Source organism: Pseudomonas libanensis (genome assembly GCF_001439685.1).
Taxonomy (GTDB): domain Bacteria; phylum Pseudomonadota; class Gammaproteobacteria; order Pseudomonadales; family Pseudomonadaceae; genus Aquipseudomonas; species Aquipseudomonas libanensis.
Map to the genome: position 1 here is coordinate 205,899 of NZ_JYLH01000013.1, position 18,983 is coordinate 224,881.

Sequence of the window (18,983 nt, forward strand, 5' to 3'; positions counted from 1 at the left end):
TCCAGAACTTCGCAAAGGCCGCTATTCTAGCGATTGCGCAGAAAAACTGCAGTATTCCTTACGCCTTATTCGCGGTGCTGGTCCTGGCAACACCCCTTAATCGCGTAAGGTTTTTACCATCGCTGTTTGACCGTATAAGGCAAACTCGAGCAGTTAACAGGAAATTAACGCGATTATCTTTCTGCCCAGCGCCTACTAATTAACTCGTTTGCATCGCTTTGCCACAAACATTCAATGTAATTCACACAAATACCGTCTTAAATGTTTACTTGGCGAAATTGCCTGACTATTATTGGGCCACTCACCCTGCCAATCAGCGTTCTACATAAGGTAGTCCACATGTCTCTGATCAACGAATACCGCGCCACCGAAGAAGCCATCAAAGAGCTGCAAGCTCGTTTGAAGAACCTGTCCCAAGACGACAAGCTGCAAACCGAGCTGGAATTCGAAGGCAAATTGCGCACCCTGATGGGTGAATACTCCAAATCCCTGCGTGACATCATCGCGCTGCTGGATCCAGAGTCGAAAGTTAAAGCACCACGCGGCGCTGTGAAAACTACCGGCACCAAACGTGCTCGCAAGGTCAAGCAGTACAAAAACCCGCACAACGGTGAAGTGATTGAAACCAAAGGTGGCAACCACAAGACTCTGAAAGAGTGGAAAGCCAAGTGGGGCGGTGATGTGGTTGAAGGTTGGGCTACCCTGCTGGGTTAAGCCTGGTCGGGCCTTCACCCGATATGCGACACATTAAAAACGCCAGCTTGCTGGCGTTTTTTATTGTCAGGAAATTCTGTAGTTATCCACCTACAGATTCAGTCGAGCGGCCAAAGAGTCGGCATAGTCTTGCCATTGCTCGAGTACCCCGCACTGAAACGATGTAGCACTAACTGCCAACTCCTCACGCGCCTGCTTAAATGCCAGCAAGGTATTCGGTGCTCCCCATTGCGGATCCGACAAGCGTTGCTGACAGAAAAGTTTCCAGCGCTGTTGCTCCTCATTGTTCAAGGTTTCAGGAAAGTTACGCGCACGGTAGCGAAATAATAATTCCGGCAAACGATGATCATCGAACGGCCACTGCTGGCGCGCTAACTGCGCGGGCTCTGCCATGCGAACTTGTTCACATAAACGCCGGTCACGGTCGCCAATAAAGCCATCGTAGAGCTGCTGCTCCGGGTCTTGGTTCGCCGCAAAGTCTTCCTCGGCGTAAATGGCCGCCAACTTGTCACGCCAAACTGCTTGTGCGTCAGTTAGCCGCAGCGCCCGTGCCTGAAAAGTATCCATATCCAATTGCAGACGCTCGCGATCTTGCGGGCGCAGCACCTTCAACGGCGCAACCACCGGGCAGCGGTTGATATGCAACAACTTGAGAGGCACCGGCAGTTCACCTTCGGCCAACTCACCACGGCGCATGTAAAGGCGCTCGCGCAGGGTCTCGGCGTCCAGGTCCAGCAACCCCTGGGGGTCGAGCCCCAGGTCGCAGACGATCAAGGCATTGCGATTGCGCGGGTGCCAGGCCAGGGGCAACACCACCCCCAGGTAATGGCGCTCGGCAGAAAAGCGCCCGGAGATATGCACCATCGGTTGCAGCAACCGCACCTGGTCCATGACCCGCTGCTTGCTGCGCAGTTGAAACAACCATTCATACAACTTGGGCTGTTTCTCCCGGACCAACCGCGCCAGGGCGATAGTCGCACGCACATCAGATAACGCGTCGTGGGCCTGGCCGTGCTCGATACCGTTGGCTTCGGTCAACCGCTCGAGTTTGAGCGTCACGCGCCCGTCCTGCTCTGGCCAGGTAATGCCCTCGGGCCGCAGTGCATAGGCCGTACGCATCACATCGATCAAGTCCCAGCGGCTGTTTCCGCCCTGCCATTCCCGCGCATAAGGATCGAAAAAGTTGCGATACAGGCTGTAGCGCGTCATTTCATCGTCAAATCGCAGGGTGTTGTAGCCGGCGCCGCAGGTGCCTGGTGCGGCCAGCTCGGCGTGCACCCGGGTCATGAAATCGGCTTCGGCCAGGCCTTTGTGCACAAGGACGCCCGGGGTAATCCCGGTGATCGCGCATGCAGCCGGATGGGGCAGGATATCGTCGCTGGGCTGGCAATAAAGGTTGGTCGGCGCACCGACCTCGTTAAGGTCCAGGTCAGTGCGGATACCGGCTACCTGGAGCGGGCGATCATTGCGTGGGTTGATACCGGTGGTTTCATAGTCGTACCAGAAAATCGAGGTCACGGGCTATTCCTGTGCTGAAGACCGACAAAGTCTAGGCGCTGCGAGGCGTTCGGGGCCAGCGATACCTTTGCTGTATAAATATCCAGCAAAACCTTGAAGGGTTGCTTCCACCGTCGACACTGCTAGCATCCGTGTCTCTTAGTCGCGGTGCAAAGGATCGCAATGGCATCAACCCCCTTGGATACCCACTACCAGATCGAGACGCCGGAAGGTATCGACCTGCCCTTGCGTCCTGCCGGCCTGCCACCCCGGGCACTGGCCTTTGCGTTCGACCTGGGCGTACGTGGAATCATCATGGGTATCCTGCTGGTGCCCCTGGCGCTGCTTGGCAACATTGGCGTCGGGCTAGGCTCGCTGCTGCTGTTTCTGGTGAGCTGGTGGTACATGGTGCTGTTCGAAGTCCTCAACCAGGGTTGCTCCCCGGGCAAACAGGTGATGGGCCTGCGGGTGGTACAGGATGACGGCACGCCCATTGGCTGGTCGGGGTCGTTGATCCGCAACCTTTTGCGCTTTGTCGACATGCTCCCCTTCGGTTACTTCCTCGGTGCGATCAGTTGCCTGCAACACCCGCATTTCAAGCGGCTTGGCGACCTGGCCGCGGGCACGCTGGTGGTCTACCGCGAACTGCCGCTGGTACGCCCGCGAATCCCTCAAGCCGCCGCCCTGCGCCTGCCCTTCGCACTGCAACTGAGCGAACAGCGGGCCATCCTCGGTTTCGCCGAGCGCCAGGCCGAGCTCTCTGCCGAACGGGTGCATGAGCTGGCCGCGATCCTCGCCGAGCCCCTGCAAGTCCCCCCGGCCCGCGCCGTGGAGCAGCTCAACGGTGTGGCCCGTGGCTTGTTGGGGCCGACATGAAGCAGAGCCTTTTTGAAAGCCGCCACCAGCCAGAATGGCAAGCCTTTGCCGAACAGCTCAAGCAATTGGAGCAAGGCAAAGCCAAGGCCGCCGATGTCGCGGGCTTCCCCCATCAATACCGACGCCTGTGCCAGCACCTGGCCCTGGCCCAGGAGCGCGGCTATAGCAGCTACCTGGTAGACCCGCTGCAACAACTGGCGCTGCGCGGCCACCAACAACTGTACCGCCATCGCAGCCAGCTGCCGGCAAACGTGCTGGCGTTCATCCTCGCCGACTTCCCACGCCTGGTACGCCAGCAGTGGCGCTTCGTGCTGATCGCCGGCCTGCTGTTCTTTGGCAGCCTGGTGGGGATAGCGCTGCTGGTCTACCTGTTTCCCGACCTTATCTACAGCATCGTCAGCCCCCAACAAGTAGCTGAAATGCAGAGCATGTACGACCCCCAGGCCAGCCGCCTGGGCCGTGCCGCCGAGCGGGCCGCCAGCGAAGACTGGATGATGTTTGGCTACTACGTGATGCACAACATCGGCATCGCCTTCCAGACGTTTGCGGCCGGCCTGCTGTTCGGCCTGGGCAGCGTGTTCTTCCTGATTTTCAACGGTTTGGTCATCGGCGCGGTCTCGGGGCACCTTACCGAGATTGGCTTTGGCCAGACCTTCTGGTCATTTGCCATTGGCCATGGCGCATTCGAGCTCACCGCCATCACCCTGGCCGGTGCCGCGGGCCTGCAATTGGGCTGGTCACTGGTCGCGCCGGGCCGGTTGGCACGCGGCGAGGCCCTGCGCCTGGCGGCCCGTAAAAGTGTGCGGATGCTCTGCGGTGTCATGATGCTCCTGCTCATCGCGGCATTTATCGAAGCCTACTGGTCCTCCACCACCAGCATTGCCCTCTGGATCAAATACCTGGTGGGCGCCGCGCTCTGGTTGCTGGTGGCCGCCTACCTGATATACGCCGGGCGGACTCATCATGCGCCTGACTGATTCCAGCGTGATGATTCGCCCGCGTACCGCCTGGGAAGCCATGGACCTGGGTGTGTTGATGGCCAGGCAACACCGCCTCTTGCTGATGGGCAGTTGGGCACTGGTAAGCCTGCCGGTGTTTATGCTGCTCACTGTGCTGCTGTGGCGTTACCCGTCGCTGGCCATGTTCCTGTTCTGGTGGCTCAAGCCGGCCTTTGACCGCTTGCCGCTGTACATCCTGTCCAAGGCCCTGTTTGGTGAAACACCCAGCCTCAAACAGGCCGTTCGCCATTGGCCGCACCTGCTCAAGGGGCAACTGTTCGCCAGCCTGACCTGGCGGCGACTGAGCCTGAGTCGCAGCTTTACCCTGCCGGTCAGCCAACTTGAAGGCCTCGATGGTAGTGCACGCCAACAGCGCCTGGGGGTATTACTGCAACGCAATGCCGGGGCCGCACGCTGGCTGACGATTATCGGTGTACACCTGGAAATCGGCCTGTGGTTCGGCGCCATGGCCCTGTTCTATCTGTTCATCCCGCAAAACGTGGAACTGGACTGGGATTGGCAACGGATGGCCTTGGCAACGGGCTCGGACGTGCTATGGCTGGAACACCTGGGCAACGCGTTCTATGCCATGGTGCTGGTGTTCTGGGAGCCCATCTACGTCGCCTGCGGTTTCAGCCTGTACCTCAATCGGCGTACGGTCCTGGAGGCCTGGGACCTGGAGCTGGTATTCCGGCGCTTGCGCCAGCGCCTGAGCAGTGTTGCGCCAGCATTGTTGCTGGTCGTGGGCCTGGCACTGCTACAGCTCAGCCCATCTGCCATGGCGCAGGAACCGCCTGGCCCCACGTCGCTCAGTACCCAGGCCGCCAGCCAATCCATCAAGGCGATGCTGGAAAAGCCACCGTTCAAGAACCCGGAAACCGTCACACGCTATCGGTTCGGCGAAGAAAAGGCGCCGGTTGGAAACCAAGGCCATGGCGATGCAAAACTACCCCGCTGGCTCCAGGCCTTGCTCGGCAACCTCAACAGCGATGCCTTCAGGCACGTCGCTAAAGCCTTGGAAATCCTGCTATGGAGCCTGGTGACTGGCGGGTTGGCGCTGGTGGTGTGGCGTTACCGCGAATGGTTGCGCACCTTTGTCAGTCGCAGCCGACAGCCTCGCCCGAAAACGGCCAGTGCCATGCCCACCCAGCTGTTCGGCTTGGAATTGGGCACCGACACATTGCCCGATGACCTTGCCGGCGCCGCCGAACAGCTATGGCCCACCCAGCCACGGGAAGCCCTCGGCCTGCTGTATCGCGGCCTGCTCAGCCGGCTGCTGCACGAATACAACCTGCCGCTGAAAAGCGCCGACACCGAAGGCCAGGTGCTGGAGCACGTGCATCGCTTGCAGCAGCCGCAGTTACTGGCATTCAGTGACGAACTGACACGGCACTGGCAAAACCTCGCCTATGGCCATCGCCTGCCTCCCTCCTCGGCCCAGCAAAAGCTGTGCAACGACTGGCGTGGACTGTTCAGCGACGGAGCGGGCCAATGAACCGCCCGTTGGTGTGGGTGGCGCTGCTGCTGGTGTGCCTGCTGGGCATGGGCGGCTTGTATGCCTGGCACAAGGCAATTCCCTACGACGAAGTGGTGGATCGCGGCCCATCGCCTGATGCCCGCGCCAACCCCTATCTGGCTGCCGAGCATTTCCTGCGCGAGCAAGGCCTCACAGTGGAGCACGCCAACGGACTCGAACGCCTCGCCGACCTGCCCGCGAAAGGCCATAGCCTGTTGCTGCTGGGGGAACGCAGCAACATGACTCCACGCCAGGTCGAGCAACTTCTCAAGTGGGCCAAGGCCGGGGGCCACCTGCTGCTGGTCGCCGAGGCCTTGTGGGACGAAGAAACCGGCAAAAGTGGCGATCTGTTGCTTGATCGCCTCAATATCCGTCAAACCTTGAGCGAGACCTTCGACGATCCGCCACGGCCTCGTAAAAAGCCGGCACCGGACCTGACCAAACTCTACGTCGACAACGAAACCGCCCCTGCGCATTTCAGTTTTGACACCGACTTCAACCTCATCGACCCCAAGCACCTGGCACAGTTCTCTGCCAACAGCGCGCAGTCCAGCCATCTGATGCAGCTGAACCTGAGGCAAGGCCGTGTCACGGTGCTGACCGATAGCGACCTGTGGAAAACCCCTGGCATCGGCAACCACGATAACGCCTGGCTGCTCTGGCATCTGAACCAGGGCACCCAGGTAACCTTGCTGTTCAACAGTGAAGTGGACGACCTGTTTACCCTGTTGCTGCGTTATTTCCGCCAGGCCCTCGTCGCCCTCGCAGCACTGGTTGCCCTGGCGCTGTGGCAGGCCGGCATGCGCCAAGGCCCGGTCCAGGCACCGGCGCCCAAGGCTCGTCGGCAATTACAGGAACACTTGAAGGCCAGCGCCGATTTCCTGCTGCGCCGCAGCGGCCAGAGCACCTTGCTGCAAGCCTTGCAGCTCGACCTCCTGCGCGCCGCCCGGCGGCGCCACCCAGGCTTTGAACACCTCGACAGCGCAGAGCAACGGCAGGTGCTGGAGCACCTGACACGGCAACCTTCCCATATCATCAGCCAGGCGCTCGAGCCACTTGCGCTGAAACGGCTCTCCAGTGCCGATTTCAGCCGACAGGTAGCGCGCCTGCAAACCCTCAGGAATGCCTTATGAGCGACTCTCCAATGGCCACCCGCCTGACCGCCGACAACCTTGGACATGCCAGCCAGCAGGCCCAGGCCCTGCGTGTGGAATTGCGCAAGGCCGTGATAGGCCAGGACCAGGTGATTGACGACGTGCTCACCGCCTTGATAGCAGGTGGTCATGTCCTGCTCGAAGGCGTGCCAGGCCTGGGCAAGACCTTGCTGGTACGTGCCTTGGCCCGTTGCTTTGGTGGTGATTTCGCACGTATCCAGTTCACCCCGGACCTGATGCCCAGCGATGTCACCGGCCATGCGGTGTACGACCTGCAAACCGAACAGTTCAAGCTGCGCAAGGGGCCATTGTTCACCCACCTGTTGCTGGCCGACGAAATCAACCGCGCCCCGGCCAAGACCCAGGCGGCGCTGCTCGAAGCCATGCAGGAGCGCCAGGTTACCCTGGAGGGCGAGGCACTGCCCATCGGCCAGCCCTTCATGGTGCTGGCGACCCAGAACCCCATCGAGCAGGAAGGCACCTACCCGCTGCCTGAGGCCGAGCTGGACCGGTTTATGCTCAAGGTGCGCATGGACTACCCCGACGCCAGGCAGGAACTGGAGATGGTCCGCGAAGTGACCCGTTCGTCCAGGGCCGACATGCTGGATGTACAGCCGCTGCGCACCGTGCTGCAAGCCGAGGACGTGGTGCTGATGCAGGAAATTGCCAGCGCCCTGCCTCTGGATGAACAGGTACTCGACTACGCGGTGCGGCTGGCGCGGGCCACGCGCAATTGGCCGGGGCTGACTATCGGTGCCGGCCCCAGGGCCTCCATTGCCCTGGTACGCGGCGCCCGCGCCCGAGCGCTGTTGCGCGGTGGCGAGTTCGTGACGCCCGATGACATCAAGGGTTGTGCGCTGGCAGTGCTGCGTCATCGGGTGCGCATTGCGCCGGAACTGGACATCGACGGCCTGGAAGTTGACCAGGTGCTCCAGCAGCTACTTGACCAGATTGCTGCACCAAGGCAATGACGCAGCTATGAAACCGACCCGTCTGTTGCTGACCTGGCTGGGTGTGCTGCTGGGCCTGAACACCCTGTTGGGCGCTTCGATGGCGCTGCAGGTCAAGCTACCTCAAACCTTGCACTCCATCGCCTGGGGCCTGCTTCTGGCCCTGCTGCTATTGGCGACGCTGGATGCGGCACGCTTGCGCCGCCGGCCCCCGGCGCGCGTAAACAGGAAACTGCCCGGCAGCCTGGCGCTGGGGCGCTGGGAAGAGGTGCGCCTGTGCCTGGAGCATGACTATCCTCAACCACTGACTGTAGGGGTGTTCGACCACGTGCCCGACGGGCTGAGTGTGGATAACCAGCCCCAATCCATCCAACTGCGCCCCGGCGAACGCGCTGAGCTGGGCTATCGCGTTCGCCCCTTGCGCCGCGGACATTTCAGCTTCAGTCGCTGCGAACTGCTGCTGCCCAGCCCACTGGGTCTGTGGTCGGCGCGCAGACTCGTCGAAACCCATGATGCCACCCGGGTTTACCCGGATTTCGCCCGTTTATACGGCGCGCAGCTGCTGGGTGTGGATAACTGGCTGAGCCAACTGGGCGTGCGCCAACATCAGCGTAGGGGGTTGGGCCTGGAGTTTCATCAACTGCGCGAGTTTCGTGAAGGTGACAGCCTGCGCCAGATCGACTGGAAGGCCACCGCTCGCCAACGCACGCCGATTGCCCGTGAATATCAGGATGAACGCGACCAGCAGATCGTGTTCATGCTCGATTGCGGCCAGCGCATGCGCAGCCAGGACGATGAACTGTCCCATTTCGACCACGCCCTCAACGCCTGCCTGCTGCTCAGTTATGTCGCCTTGCGCCAGGGCGATGCCGTAGGGCTGTGCACCTTCGCCAGCGACCAGCCGCGCTACCTCAAGCCGGTCAAGGGCAGCGGCCAGTTGAATAGCTTGCTCAATGCGGTCTACGACCTGGACACCACCCGTAGAACCGCTGACTACCAGGCTGCCGCCAGCCAATTACTGGCGCGTCAAAAGCGCCGGGCACTGGTGATCATCGTCACCAACCTGCGCGATGAGGATGATGAAGCGCTGATGACTGCCGTCAAACGTATTGGCCGGCAACATCGGGTACTTGTGGCGAGCCTGCGAGAGGAAGTCCTCGACCAGTTACGCCAAGCCCCCGTGCAGACCTTGCCCGAAGCCCTGGCTTACAGTGGCACGATTGATTACCTCAACACCCGCAATCAACTCCATGATCGTTTGGCCGCCCATGGGCTTGCGGTACTGGATACGTTGCCGTCGGACCTGGGCGCCACGCTGGTGACGCGTTACCTGGGGTGGAAAAAAGCCGGGGCATTCTAATATGCCTGCATTCAGACGGGGGCCTGCTGGGGATCAAAGCTGAAGTACTGCACCAGCGCATTGATCAGTTGCCCATACGCTTCGGGTGGTTGATGCACCGTGAACCCGGAATCGTAATGCTGCGGGTTGACATCTTCATGGCTCCACAAACAGGTCGCCGTCAGATCAATCGTCTGGAATTCGCCTTGGGCCACGGGGATCTTCAAGCACAGCTGAAAATCCACATCGACCATCATGGGTAATTGGCTGATCAGCATCAGCCCATTTTCAGACACATTGCCCAGAAAGCCGATCGGCTTGTCGGTAACACGATTGAACACCTGCAAAAAATAAGGCAGTTGATGCCGTTCGATCCGTCGCTCGGTAAACATGATGAAGTCGCCATCCAATAGCCAAGAATCTGGCCGTGCCAGTGATTCGGAACGAGCAGTCGCTCGCTCTCCCTGGATTTCGGTGTGACGACAGGTACCGTTAGTCACCAGCCAGCTGCCGAATCCAGGCCCTGCATCCGTTCGAATAGAAACTTGTACAAACGAACATTCAAAGAATAGCCCAGGACTGGCGACGGGCCAGCTAGAAAATGACAAATTTCATTACAAAGAGGCAGGCCGTGGTTTTACGGCGCCTGCACTCGGGAAATGCCCCAGTTGCTGCAAGGTATCGAGCCGCGCACGGGCGCGATAGGCGTACTCACTTGAAGGGTATTGGCTGATGATGAACTGATAGGTTTGTGCGGCGTCAACAAACAGTTTCTGCCGCTCCAGGCACTGCCCGCGCAGCATCGATACCTCCGGCTGTACATAACGACGGGTACGGCTTTCGCGATCGACCTGGGACAATTCCAGGGTGACGCGCGCGCAATCGCCCACCCCATAGGCACGGTAAGCGTTGTTCAAATGGTGGTCCATCGACCAGCGAGTACAGCCGACAACACTGACGGCCAGGGCAGCAACGAGCAAAATTCGCATGGGGTTCTCCTGTCTTGTGCAGTGTATCGACCCCTGGTCGAAAATCTTCAAGGATGTTTGCCCAGTCAAGCGCAGCAAAAACAAGCCAATCGTCGATAAGTAGTGCAAACGAACAATGACTACAACGAAAGAGCATAGTAGCCTTCTCCAGCGCTTGAACTCAGGAGTCTGTGCATGTCCGTCCGTCGCACCAAAATCGTCGCCACCCTTGGCCCGGCCAGCAACTCGCCGGAAGTCCTCGAACAGCTGATTCTGGCTGGTTTGGACGTTGCCCGTCTGAACTTCTCCCACGGCACCCCGGACGAGCACAAGGCTCGCGCCAAGCTGGTGCGTGACCTGGCCGCCAAGCATGGCCGCTTCGTTGCACTGCTGGGTGACCTGCAAGGCCCGAAAATCCGTATCGCCAAATTTGCCAACAAGCGGATCGAGCTGAAGATTGGTGACAAATTCACCTTCTCCACCAGCCACCCGCTGACCGAAGGCACCCAGGACGTCGTGGGTATCGACTACCCGGACCTGGTCAAGGATTGCGGTGTTGGTGACGAACTGCTGCTGGACGATGGCCGTGTGGTCATGCGCGTCGACACCGCGACCCCGACCGAGCTGCACTGCACCGTGATCATCGGCGGCCCGCTGTCCGACCACAAAGGTATCAACCGTCGCGGCGGTGGCCTGACGGCGCCAGCCCTGACTGAAAAAGACAAGGCCGACATCAAGCTCGCCGCCGAAATGGAAGTCGACTACCTCGCCGTGTCCTTCCCACGCGACGCCGCCGACATGGAATACGCCCGCAAGCTGCGCGACGAAGCCGGCGGCACCGCCTGGCTGGTGGCGAAGATCGAACGCGCCGAAGCCGTGGCTGATGACGAAACCCTCGACGGCCTGATCAAGGCGTCCGACGCCGTCATGGTTGCCCGTGGCGACCTGGGTGTGGAAATCGGTGACGCCGAGCTGATCGGTATCCAGAAGAAGATCATCCTGCACGCACGCCGCCACAACAAGGCCGTGATCGTTGCGACCCAGATGATGGAGTCGATGATCCAGAACCCGATGCCGACCCGTGCCGAAGTGTCCGACGTGGCCAACGCCGTGCTCGACTACACCGACGCCGTGATGCTCTCGGCTGAAAGTGCCGCCGGCCCGTACCCGCTGGAAGCCGTGCAGGCCATGGCGCGCATCTGCGTCGGCGCTGAAAAGCACCCAACCAGCAAGACCTCCAGCCACCGCATCGGCAAGGTCTTCGAAAGCTGCGACCAGAGCATCGCCCTGGCTGCCATGTACACCGCCAACCACTTCCCGGGCGTGAAGGCGATCATCGCCCTGACCGAAAGTGGCTATACGCCGTTGATCATGTCGCGCATCCGTTCCTCGGTGCCGATCTACGCGTTTACCCCTCATCGCGAAGCCCAGGCCCGCGCGGCGTTGTTCCGTGGTGTGTACACCATCCCGTTCGACCCGGCTTCGCTGGCACCGAACGAAGTCAGCCAGAAGGCTATCGACGAGCTGGTCAAACGCGGCGTGGTAGAGAAAGGCGACTGGGTCATCCTGACCAAGGGCGACAGCTACCACACCACCGGTGGCACCAATGGCATGAAGATCCTGCACGTGGGCGACCCGCAGGTCTGAGTGACACGCTGAAAACAAAAGCCCCGTCATGCAAATGACGGGGCTTTTTGCATTTCAGGCACACCGAGCCTGGGCGAGGTGCCGAGTGGTGGAGCCCACATTGGAATGCGGTCAACTGTGGGAGCCGGGCTTGCCCGCGATGGCGCCAGAACAGCCAACACCGTTCTATCGCCGGGCGAGAAACCCCGACAACGCCGCAATCGCCTCCGGCGATCTCAAGCGCTGGGTAAACAACGCCCCCTCCTCCTCGATCACCTGGCGCAACTGCTCGCGATCCACGCTTTTCATCAGTTGCTTGGTGACCTGTACCGCCCCCGGCGCCAGGCTTTCAAAACGCTCGGCCATTTCTCGCGCCTTGGCCAAGGCCGCCTCGCCACTGCCCAACGCCTCGGTGGCAATCCCCCACGCTGCGGCTTGTTCGCCAGAGAAACCCTCGCCCAATAACAGCAGTTCAGCCGCCTTCGCATGCCCCAGCAACCGCGGCAGGATCAGGCTCGAGCCAAACTCCGGGCACAAACCCAGGTTAACGAATGGCATGCGCAAGCGTGCATCGCGGCTGATATACACCAGGTCGCAATGCAGCAACAGCGTGGTACCAATGCCCACCGCCGCTCCGGCCACGGCGGCGATCACCGGTTTGCGGCAATTGAGCAGGCTTTTCATAAAGTGAAACGGCGGGCTGTCGAGGTCGCTGGGTGGCTGTTCGAGAAAATCGCTGATGTCATTGCCGGCGGTAAAACACTCGCTGCTGCCCTGGAGCAGTACGGCGCGAATATCCGAGTCTGCATCGGCCTGTTCCAGCGCCTCGGCCAGTTGCGTATACATGGCACGGGTCAGGGCGTTTTTCTTGTCAGGGCGATTGAGCTGCAAGGTCAGCAACCCGCGTTCGCGATGCTGCAGGATGGCGTCGATCATGGCGAATCTCGCGGCAAAGGGATTCAGCGCTCAACCACGGGGCAGGAACACATCGGCCAGCAGTTGATTGCGCGGCAGCCCGGCCAGGAACAGACGCTTGGAAAAGGCCTCGACGCTGACAGGGTGACCGCAGAGTAAAGCCAGCGTTTGCCGCGAAACAAGCCGCAGTTGCGCCAATGCCTGGTTCAACTCTGCCGCCGTCCATAGCTCCACCGTCAGGTTCCCATGCTGCGTGGCCAGCGCTGCCAGGGGTTCGGCCAGGTAATGAGCCTCGGCATCATGGGCCAGGTGAATGACACGGATGGCACCTTGGTGATCCTGGCGCAACGCTTCGCGCAATACGCCCCACAACGGGCCCAGGCCGGTGCCGGCGGCCAGCAGCCACAACGGCCGCGATTGCCAGTCAGGGTCATAGTGCAGCGCCCCGCCCCGCAACTCGCCCAGGCGCAGAGGCTCACCAACCTTGAAATGGCGAGCAGCGTCACTGAATTCACCGGGTTGGCGGCAATCGATATGAAACTCCAGGTATGCATCCTCCTGGGGCAAGCTCGCCAGGGAATACGGGCGCGCCACCTGCCCCGCCCACAACACCAGATGCTGCCCGGCCCGATACCGCAGGCCGCGCTCCGGCAGCAGGCGCAGGCGCAGCACCGTCGAACCCAGCCAATCAGCGCCCACCACCTGGGCCGCCACGCCGTCACGCAACGGATCAAATGCTTCGACCTGGAGGTCGCCGACGGCCCGGCACTGGCACGCCAGGCGCCAACCTTGCTGGCGTTGCGCCGGCGTCAGGGCTTCGGGCTGCCGGTCGTCAACCTCGCCCTGGCAGCGCACCAGGCACGCATGGCAGCTGCCGGCCCGGCAACTGTAGGGCACGGCAACTCCCGCCTGGTTCAAGGCATCCAGCAGGTTAGTGCCGGTGGGCACCGACCAATGGCGTTCGCCGACGTGCAGTTCAGGCATATAGAGGCTCAATCAATAGGTTTGCGCACAGGGAATCACGCCCGGCAGAGTTTGACCATAGTCGGGTGTATCGGCCACCGCGCCGGGTTATACTGCCGCGCCTTTTTAGCGTCGCGCCTGCACCACTTTGGCGTGCCTTGGAAAGATGGTTTCAGCCGACCGACGCAACACTGAAGCCACCTTTATTGAATGTTCCCTTATAGAGGAGCGCGACTCATGACCGTGATCAAGCAAGACGACCTGATTCAGAGCGTTGCCGACGCCCTGCAATTCATTTCCTATTACCACCCCGTTGACTTCATCCAGGCCATGCACGAAGCCTACCTGCGCGAAGAATCGCCGGCGGCCCGTGACTCCATCGCCCAGATCCTGATCAACTCGCGCATGTGCGCCACCGGCCACCGCCCGATCTGCCAGGACACCGGTATCGTCACCGTGTTCGTGCGCGTAGGCATGGATGTACGCTGGGACGGCGCCACCATGGGCCTGGACGACATGATCAACGAAGGCGTGCGCCGCGCCTACAACCTGCCGGAAAACGTCCTGCGTGCATCCATCCTCGCCGACCCGGCGGGCGCGCGTAAAAACACCAAGGACAACACCCCGGCGGTGATCCACTACTCCATCGTCCCGGGTAACACCGTGGAAGTGGACGTGGCGGCCAAGGGCGGCGGTTCCGAGAACAAGTCGAAAATGGCCATGCTCAACCCGTCCGACTCTATCGTCGACTGGGTGCTCAAGACCGTTCCGACCATGGGCGCCGGCTGGTGCCCGCCGGGCATGCTCGGCATCGGCATCGGCGGCACCGCCGAGAAAGCCGCGGTGATGGCCAAGGAAGTGTTGATGGAATCCATCGACATCCATGAGCTGAAAAAGCGCGGCCCGCAAAACCGTATCGAAGAGATGCGCCTGGAGCTGTTCGAGAAGGTCAACCAACTGGGCATCGGCGCCCAGGGCCTGGGTGGCCTGACCACCGTGCTCGACGTGAAGATCATGGACTACCCGACCCACGCCGCGTCCTTGCCGGTGTGCATGATCCCCAACTGCGCCGCCACCCGTCACGCGCACTTCGTGCTCGACGGTTCCGGCCCGGCGTCGCTGGAAGCGCCATCGCTGGACGCCTACCCGGAAATCGTCTGGGAAGCCGGCCCGTCGGCCCGCCGCGTCAACCTCGACACCCTGACCCCGGAAGAAGTGCAAAGCTGGAAGCCGGGCGAAACCGTGTTGCTCAACGGCAAGATGCTTACCGGCCGCGACGCCGCGCACAAGCGCATGGTCGAGATGCTGAACAAGGGTGAGACCCTGCCGGTGGACCTCAAGGGCCGCTTTATCTACTACGTCGGCCCGGTTGATCCGGTGCGCGAAGAAGTGGTTGGCCCGGCTGGCCCGACCACCGCGACGCGGATGGACAAGTTCACCCGCCAGATCCTCGAGCAGACTGGCCTGCTGGGCATGATCGGCAAATCCGAGCGCGGCCCGACCGCCATCGAAGCGATCAAGGACCACAAGGCCGTGTACCTGATGGCCGTGGGCGGCGCCGCTTACCTGGTGGCGCAAGCCATCAAGAAGTCGCGCGTGGTGGCGTTCGCCGAACTGGGCATGGAAGCCATCTACGAGTTCGACGTGAAAGACATGCCGGTCACCGTGGCGGTCGACAGCCAGGGTGAGTCGGTACACATCACCGGGCCTGCCATCTGGCAGAAAAAGATCAGTGAGAGCCTGGCGGTAGAAGTACAGTAAGTCGATGTGGGAGGGGCTTGCCCCTCCCACACAAGTTCCAGACAGCTCATGGTATGGTGCTCGCCCTTACCGTGCCTGTTCATCATCGTATGATCGTGATCCCTCGCCCCCTGCGCTTGACCTTTTACTCATTGTTGATCATCGCCGGTGCGGTGCTGGCCGCTGCTTTGGCCACACGCCATGCCGAACGCCAGGCCCTGGTGGATGACGCCGCTCGCGCCAACCAGCAACTTGCGCTGTATGCCAACTCCCTGCACACCCTGATCGAGCGCTACCGCGCCCTGCCCGCCGTGCTGGCCCTGGACTCGGAAATGATCCGCGCCTTGAAGGGCCCGCTGGATAGCACCACCCAGGACGTGCTCAATCGCAAACTCGAACGCATCAACGGCGCCGCCCAGTCTTCCACCCTGGAGCTGATGGACCGCACCGGCCTAGCGGTGGCCGCCAGTAACTGGAATTTACCCAGCAGTTATGTGGGGCACAACTACGCATTCAGGCCCTATTTCAGTCAGACCCTGAGCCATGGCACCGGGCGTTTTTACGCGGTGGGGGTGACTACTGGCATTCCCGGTTACTTCCTTTCCAGCGCGGTGGTCGATGAGCATGAGCAGTTCCTCGGCGCCATGGTGGTCAAGCTGGAATTCCCTGAGCTTGAACGCGAATGGGCCCAGGGTAATGACTTGCTGTTGGTCAGCGATGCGCGGGGCATTGTGTTTATCGCCAACCAGCCGGGCTGGCGTTATCGCAACCTGCGGCCGTTGTCCGAAACCGACCTGGCTGAACTCAAGGCCACCCGCCAATACGACAAGAAACACCTGCAGCCGCTGGAGACCAGCGTCTTGCAGCGCTTCGACGACAACAGCCATTTGATGCGCGTCAATGGCCCCGACGGTAATGCCAACTACATCTGGGAGTCCCTGCCGTTGAAAGCCGAGGGTTGGACCCTGCACCTGCTGCGCAAACCCCAGTTCCCGTTTGAAGACCAACGCAACGCCGGTCTCGCCGCCGCGGGATCCTGGTTGGCGCTGGTATTCCTGGCGCTGTTCCTCAGCCAGCGCTGGCGCCTGGCCCGTTTGCGTCAGCGCAGCCGCGAAGAGCTGGAACAGTTGGTCGAGGAACGTACCCAGGCGCTGCGCACCGCCCAGGATGGCCTGGTGCAGTCGGCCAAGCTGGCGGCACTGGGGCAGATGTCCGCCGCCCTCGCCCATGAAATCAACCAACCGTTGACGGCCCAACGCATGCAACTGGCAACACTGCGGCTGTTGCTCGACCACGGCCGCGTCGACGATGCCTACAAGGCGCTCACGCCGCTCGATGACATGCTCACGCGCATGGCCGCGCTCACCGGCCACCTCAAGACCTTCGCCCGCAAGAGCCCCAGCGGCCTGCGTGAACGCCTGGACCTGGCCACCGTGGTCGATCAGTCCCTGCACTTGCTCGACGCGCGCCTGCGTGATGAAGCCATCGGCGTCGTGCTGGACCTGACGCGCCCGGCCTGGGTACGCGGCGACGCGATCCGCCTGGAACAGGTACTGATCAACCTGCTGCGCAACGCGCTGGACGCCATGGCCGACAAGCCGCACAAGCGCCTGGAGATCCGCCTGCATGCCGATCAGCAGCTGTGGCAGTTGACTGTCAGCGACAGCGGCGGCGGGATCGCCGAAGAACACCTGAACAGCGTGTTCGATCCGTTCTTCACCACCAAGCCGGTGGGCGACGGCCTCGGCTTGGGGCTGGCGGTGTCCTACGCTATCGTGCATGAATTGGGCGGGCGCCTGAGCGCCGGCAACCGTGGCGACGGCGCAGTGTTTACCCTGACCTTGCCGATTGCATTAGAGATGCCAGCGCCATGTTGAACGCCGTAATTGTGGTCGATGACGAAGCCAGCATTCGCACCGCCGTCGAGCAATGGCTGAGCCTTTCTGGGTTTGAGGTGCAATTGTTCAGTCGCGCCGAAGAATGCCTGGCGCACCTGCCCAAGGACTTTCCCGGGGTGATTTTGAGCGACGTGCGCATGCCCGGGCTCAGCGGCCTCGAACTGCTGGCTGAGGTGCAGCGGCGCGATGCCGGCTTGCCGGTGATTTTGCTCACCGGCCATGGCGACGTGCCGATGGCCGTCGAAGCCATGCGCGACGGTGCCTACGATTTTCTGGAGAAACCCTTTAGCCCCGAGGCCCTGCTCAACAGCCTGCGCCGGGCGTTGGACAAGCGTGGCCTGATCCTGGAAAACCGCCGCCTGCATCAACAGGCCGATCACCGCGCACAGCTGGAATCCAGCCTGCTGGGGGTGTCCCGCAGCTTGCAGAACCTGCGCCGCCAGGTGCTGGACCTGGCGACCCTGCCGGTCAATGTGCTGATCCGTGGCGAGACCGGCAGCGGCAAGGAATTGGTTGCTCGCTGCCTGCACGACTTTGGCCCCAGGGCGAAAAAGCCGTTTGTAGCACTCAACTGTGCCGCCATCCCCGAGCAGCTGTTTGAAGCCGAGTTATTCGGCCACGAAAGCGGCGCCTTTACCGGCGCCCAGGGCAAACGCATCGGCAAGCTGGAATATGCCCATGGCGGCACGCTGTTCCTGGATGAGATCGAAAGCATGCCCCTGGCCCAACAGGTGAAATTGCTGCGGGTGTTGCAGGAACAGAAGCTGGAGCGCCTGGGTTCCAACCAAAGCATTCACGTGGATCTGCGCATCATCGCCGCCACCAAGCCTGACCTCCTGGAAGAGGCCCGCGCCGGGCGTTTTCGTGAAGACCTGGCCTATCGCCTGAACGTCGCGCAACTGCGCCTGCCGCCGTTGCGCGAGCGCCGCGAAGATATTCCGTTGCTGTACGACCATTTCGCGCAAAGTGCCGCTGAACGTTTGGGTCGTCATGTCGAGCCCTTGAGTGGGCCACAGCTGGGGCGTCTGCTCAGTCATGACTGGCCGGGAAACGTGCGTGAACTGGCCAACGTCGCCGAGCGCCAAGTGTTGGGGCTCGGCGATCCGGAACCGGACGGCATCGAGGCCGGGCAATCGTTGGCAGCGCAACAGGAAGCGTTCGAGGCACATTGCCTGAAAGCCGCATTAACTCGACATAAAGGCGATATCAAGGCAGTGCTGGCCGAGCTGCAACTGCCGCGCCGGACCCTCAATGAAAAGATGCAGCGGCATGGGTTGGCGCGGGAGATGTTTCTCTAGCGACCTTCCGATCGCCATCGGGGGCAAGCCCCCTCCCACAGGGGATCTGCGCTTAACTGACCGGCATCAGGGCTTGCCCCCGATGGCCATAGGTATCTACACAACTTTGGCACGAGGCTAAATCTGTGGCGAGGGAGCTTGCTCCCGTGACGGCCTGACAGCCGACGCTGATCTAGCTGACGCACCGCGATCCAAATGTGGGAGCTGGCTTGCCTGCGATGACGGCCTGCCAGCCGATGCCAATCTACCTGACACCCCGCAATCAAACTGTGGGAGCGGGCTTGCTCGCGAAGGCGGCCTGACAGGCGACACAGCTATACCGGGTACATATCCATTCCTGCGGTAACGGCCACTTAGGGTTCCGCTCTGACAGCGGGTCACTTTGGAAAAGAGCCCCAAAGTAACCCCCGGTGTCAGGATAGTTGTCGCCTCTCCTGGTTTACCCCCAAAAGCATACCGAGGGCGGAAAGAGACAGCTTGTGAAGTACTATTCACCCGAACGTAAAGCCGCATTGCTCAAGATGCTGCTTC

16 protein-coding genes are annotated in these 18,983 nt (G+C 61.4%); 11 read left to right on the forward strand and 5 right to left on the reverse strand.

Features of this window, described 5'->3' with window-relative positions; genetic code table 11:
• Positions 1–339 precede the first annotated feature (339 nt).
• A complete protein-coding gene (mvaT, locus tag TU73_RS20450) occupies positions 340–714 on the forward strand; it encodes a histone-like nucleoid-structuring protein MvaT (RefSeq protein ID WP_005790963.1) in 375 nt (124 codons plus the stop codon).
• Between the two features lie 90 nt (positions 715–804).
• On the opposite strand, the gene sbcB is transcribed toward mvaT, so the two are convergent.
• Positions 805–2,232 carry an exodeoxyribonuclease I gene (gene sbcB / locus TU73_RS20455; protein WP_057013742.1) on the reverse strand — a complete coding sequence of 476 codons (1,428 nt, stop codon included), beginning with the start codon at positions 2,230–2,232 and terminating at the stop codon, positions 805–807.
• 162 nt (positions 2,233–2,394) lie between these two features.
• On the opposite strand from sbcB, the gene TU73_RS20460 reads away from it, so the two are divergent.
• From TU73_RS20460 to TU73_RS20485, 6 genes are read left to right on the forward strand one after another with little or no spacing between them, the layout of a single operon-like run.
• Positions 2,395–3,087, forward strand: a complete 693-nt coding sequence (locus TU73_RS20460; RefSeq protein WP_057013743.1) for an RDD family protein — start codon at positions 2,395–2,397, stop codon at positions 3,085–3,087.
• Positions 3,084–4,064, forward strand: a complete 981-nt coding sequence (locus TU73_RS20465) for a stage II sporulation protein M (RefSeq protein ID WP_057013744.1) — start codon at positions 3,084–3,086, stop codon at positions 4,062–4,064. Before TU73_RS20460 ends, TU73_RS20465 begins: the two co-directional genes overlap by 4 nt.
• The gene (locus TU73_RS20470) at positions 4,051–5,580 is read left to right on the forward strand and encodes a DUF4129 domain-containing protein (protein ID WP_057013745.1); all 1,530 of its coding nucleotides are present in this window, start codon (positions 4,051–4,053) and stop codon (positions 5,578–5,580) included. Before TU73_RS20465 ends, TU73_RS20470 begins: the two co-directional genes overlap by 14 nt.
• Positions 5,577–6,734, forward strand: a complete 1,158-nt coding sequence (locus TU73_RS20475) for a DUF4350 domain-containing protein (protein WP_057013746.1) — start codon at positions 5,577–5,579, stop codon at positions 6,732–6,734. The genes TU73_RS20470 and TU73_RS20475 overlap by 4 nt, the downstream gene beginning before the upstream one ends.
• Positions 6,731–7,726, forward strand: coding sequence for an AAA family ATPase (locus TU73_RS20480; RefSeq protein ID WP_057013747.1), 996 nt, complete (start codon positions 6,731–6,733; stop codon positions 7,724–7,726). The genes TU73_RS20475 and TU73_RS20480 overlap by 4 nt, the downstream gene beginning before the upstream one ends.
• A gap of 7 nt (positions 7,727–7,733) precedes the next feature.
• Positions 7,734–9,065 (forward strand): DUF58 domain-containing protein, encoded by a 1,332-nt coding sequence (locus tag TU73_RS20485; protein WP_057013748.1) that lies wholly within the window; start codon positions 7,734–7,736, stop codon positions 9,063–9,065.
• A gap of 11 nt (positions 9,066–9,076) precedes the next feature.
• Here TU73_RS20485 and TU73_RS20490 read toward each other — a convergent pair whose 3' ends face one another.
• Positions 9,077–9,436, reverse strand: a complete 360-nt coding sequence (locus TU73_RS20490; protein ID WP_057013749.1) for a PilZ domain-containing protein — start codon at positions 9,434–9,436, stop codon at positions 9,077–9,079.
• A 222-nt stretch (positions 9,437–9,658) separates the two neighbouring features.
• Complete coding sequence (locus tag TU73_RS20495) at positions 9,659–10,033, reverse strand: tetratricopeptide repeat protein (RefSeq protein ID WP_043050040.1); 375 nt, start codon at positions 10,031–10,033, stop codon at positions 9,659–9,661.
• 174 nt (positions 10,034–10,207) lie between these two features.
• Here TU73_RS20495 and pyk point away from each other — a divergent pair, with 174 nt between their 5' ends.
• Positions 10,208–11,659, forward strand: a complete 1,452-nt coding sequence (gene pyk / locus TU73_RS20500) for a pyruvate kinase (protein ID WP_043050041.1) — start codon at positions 10,208–10,210, stop codon at positions 11,657–11,659.
• A gap of 165 nt (positions 11,660–11,824) precedes the next feature.
• On the opposite strand, the gene TU73_RS20505 is transcribed toward pyk, so the two are convergent.
• Both TU73_RS20505 and TU73_RS20510 read right to left on the reverse strand, forming a co-directional pair.
• Positions 11,825–12,574 carry an enoyl-CoA hydratase-related protein gene (locus tag TU73_RS20505; protein ID WP_057013750.1) on the reverse strand — a complete coding sequence of 250 codons (750 nt, stop codon included), beginning with the start codon at positions 12,572–12,574 and terminating at the stop codon, positions 11,825–11,827.
• A 30-nt stretch (positions 12,575–12,604) separates the two neighbouring features.
• Positions 12,605–13,537, reverse strand: coding sequence for an iron-sulfur-binding ferredoxin reductase (locus tag TU73_RS20510; RefSeq protein WP_057013751.1), 933 nt, complete (start codon positions 13,535–13,537; stop codon positions 12,605–12,607).
• Positions 13,538–13,753: 216 nt separating this feature from the next.
• Between TU73_RS20510 and TU73_RS20515 the strand changes: the two genes are divergently transcribed.
• The 3 genes from TU73_RS20515 to TU73_RS20525 all read left to right on the forward strand — a co-directional run bounded on the left by TU73_RS20515 (position 13,754) and on the right by TU73_RS20525 (position 18,452).
• The gene (locus TU73_RS20515) at positions 13,754–15,277 is read left to right on the forward strand and encodes a fumarate hydratase (RefSeq protein WP_046069363.1); all 1,524 of its coding nucleotides are present in this window, start codon (positions 13,754–13,756) and stop codon (positions 15,275–15,277) included.
• Positions 15,278–15,366: 89 nt separating this feature from the next.
• Positions 15,367–17,133, forward strand: coding sequence for an ATP-binding protein (locus TU73_RS20520; protein ID WP_057013752.1), 1,767 nt, complete (start codon positions 15,367–15,369; stop codon positions 17,131–17,133).
• A complete protein-coding gene (locus tag TU73_RS20525; protein WP_057013753.1) occupies positions 17,127–18,452 on the forward strand; it encodes a sigma-54-dependent transcriptional regulator in 1,326 nt (441 codons plus the stop codon). The genes TU73_RS20520 and TU73_RS20525 overlap by 7 nt, the downstream gene beginning before the upstream one ends.
• Positions 18,453–18,983: the final 531 nt, after the last annotated feature.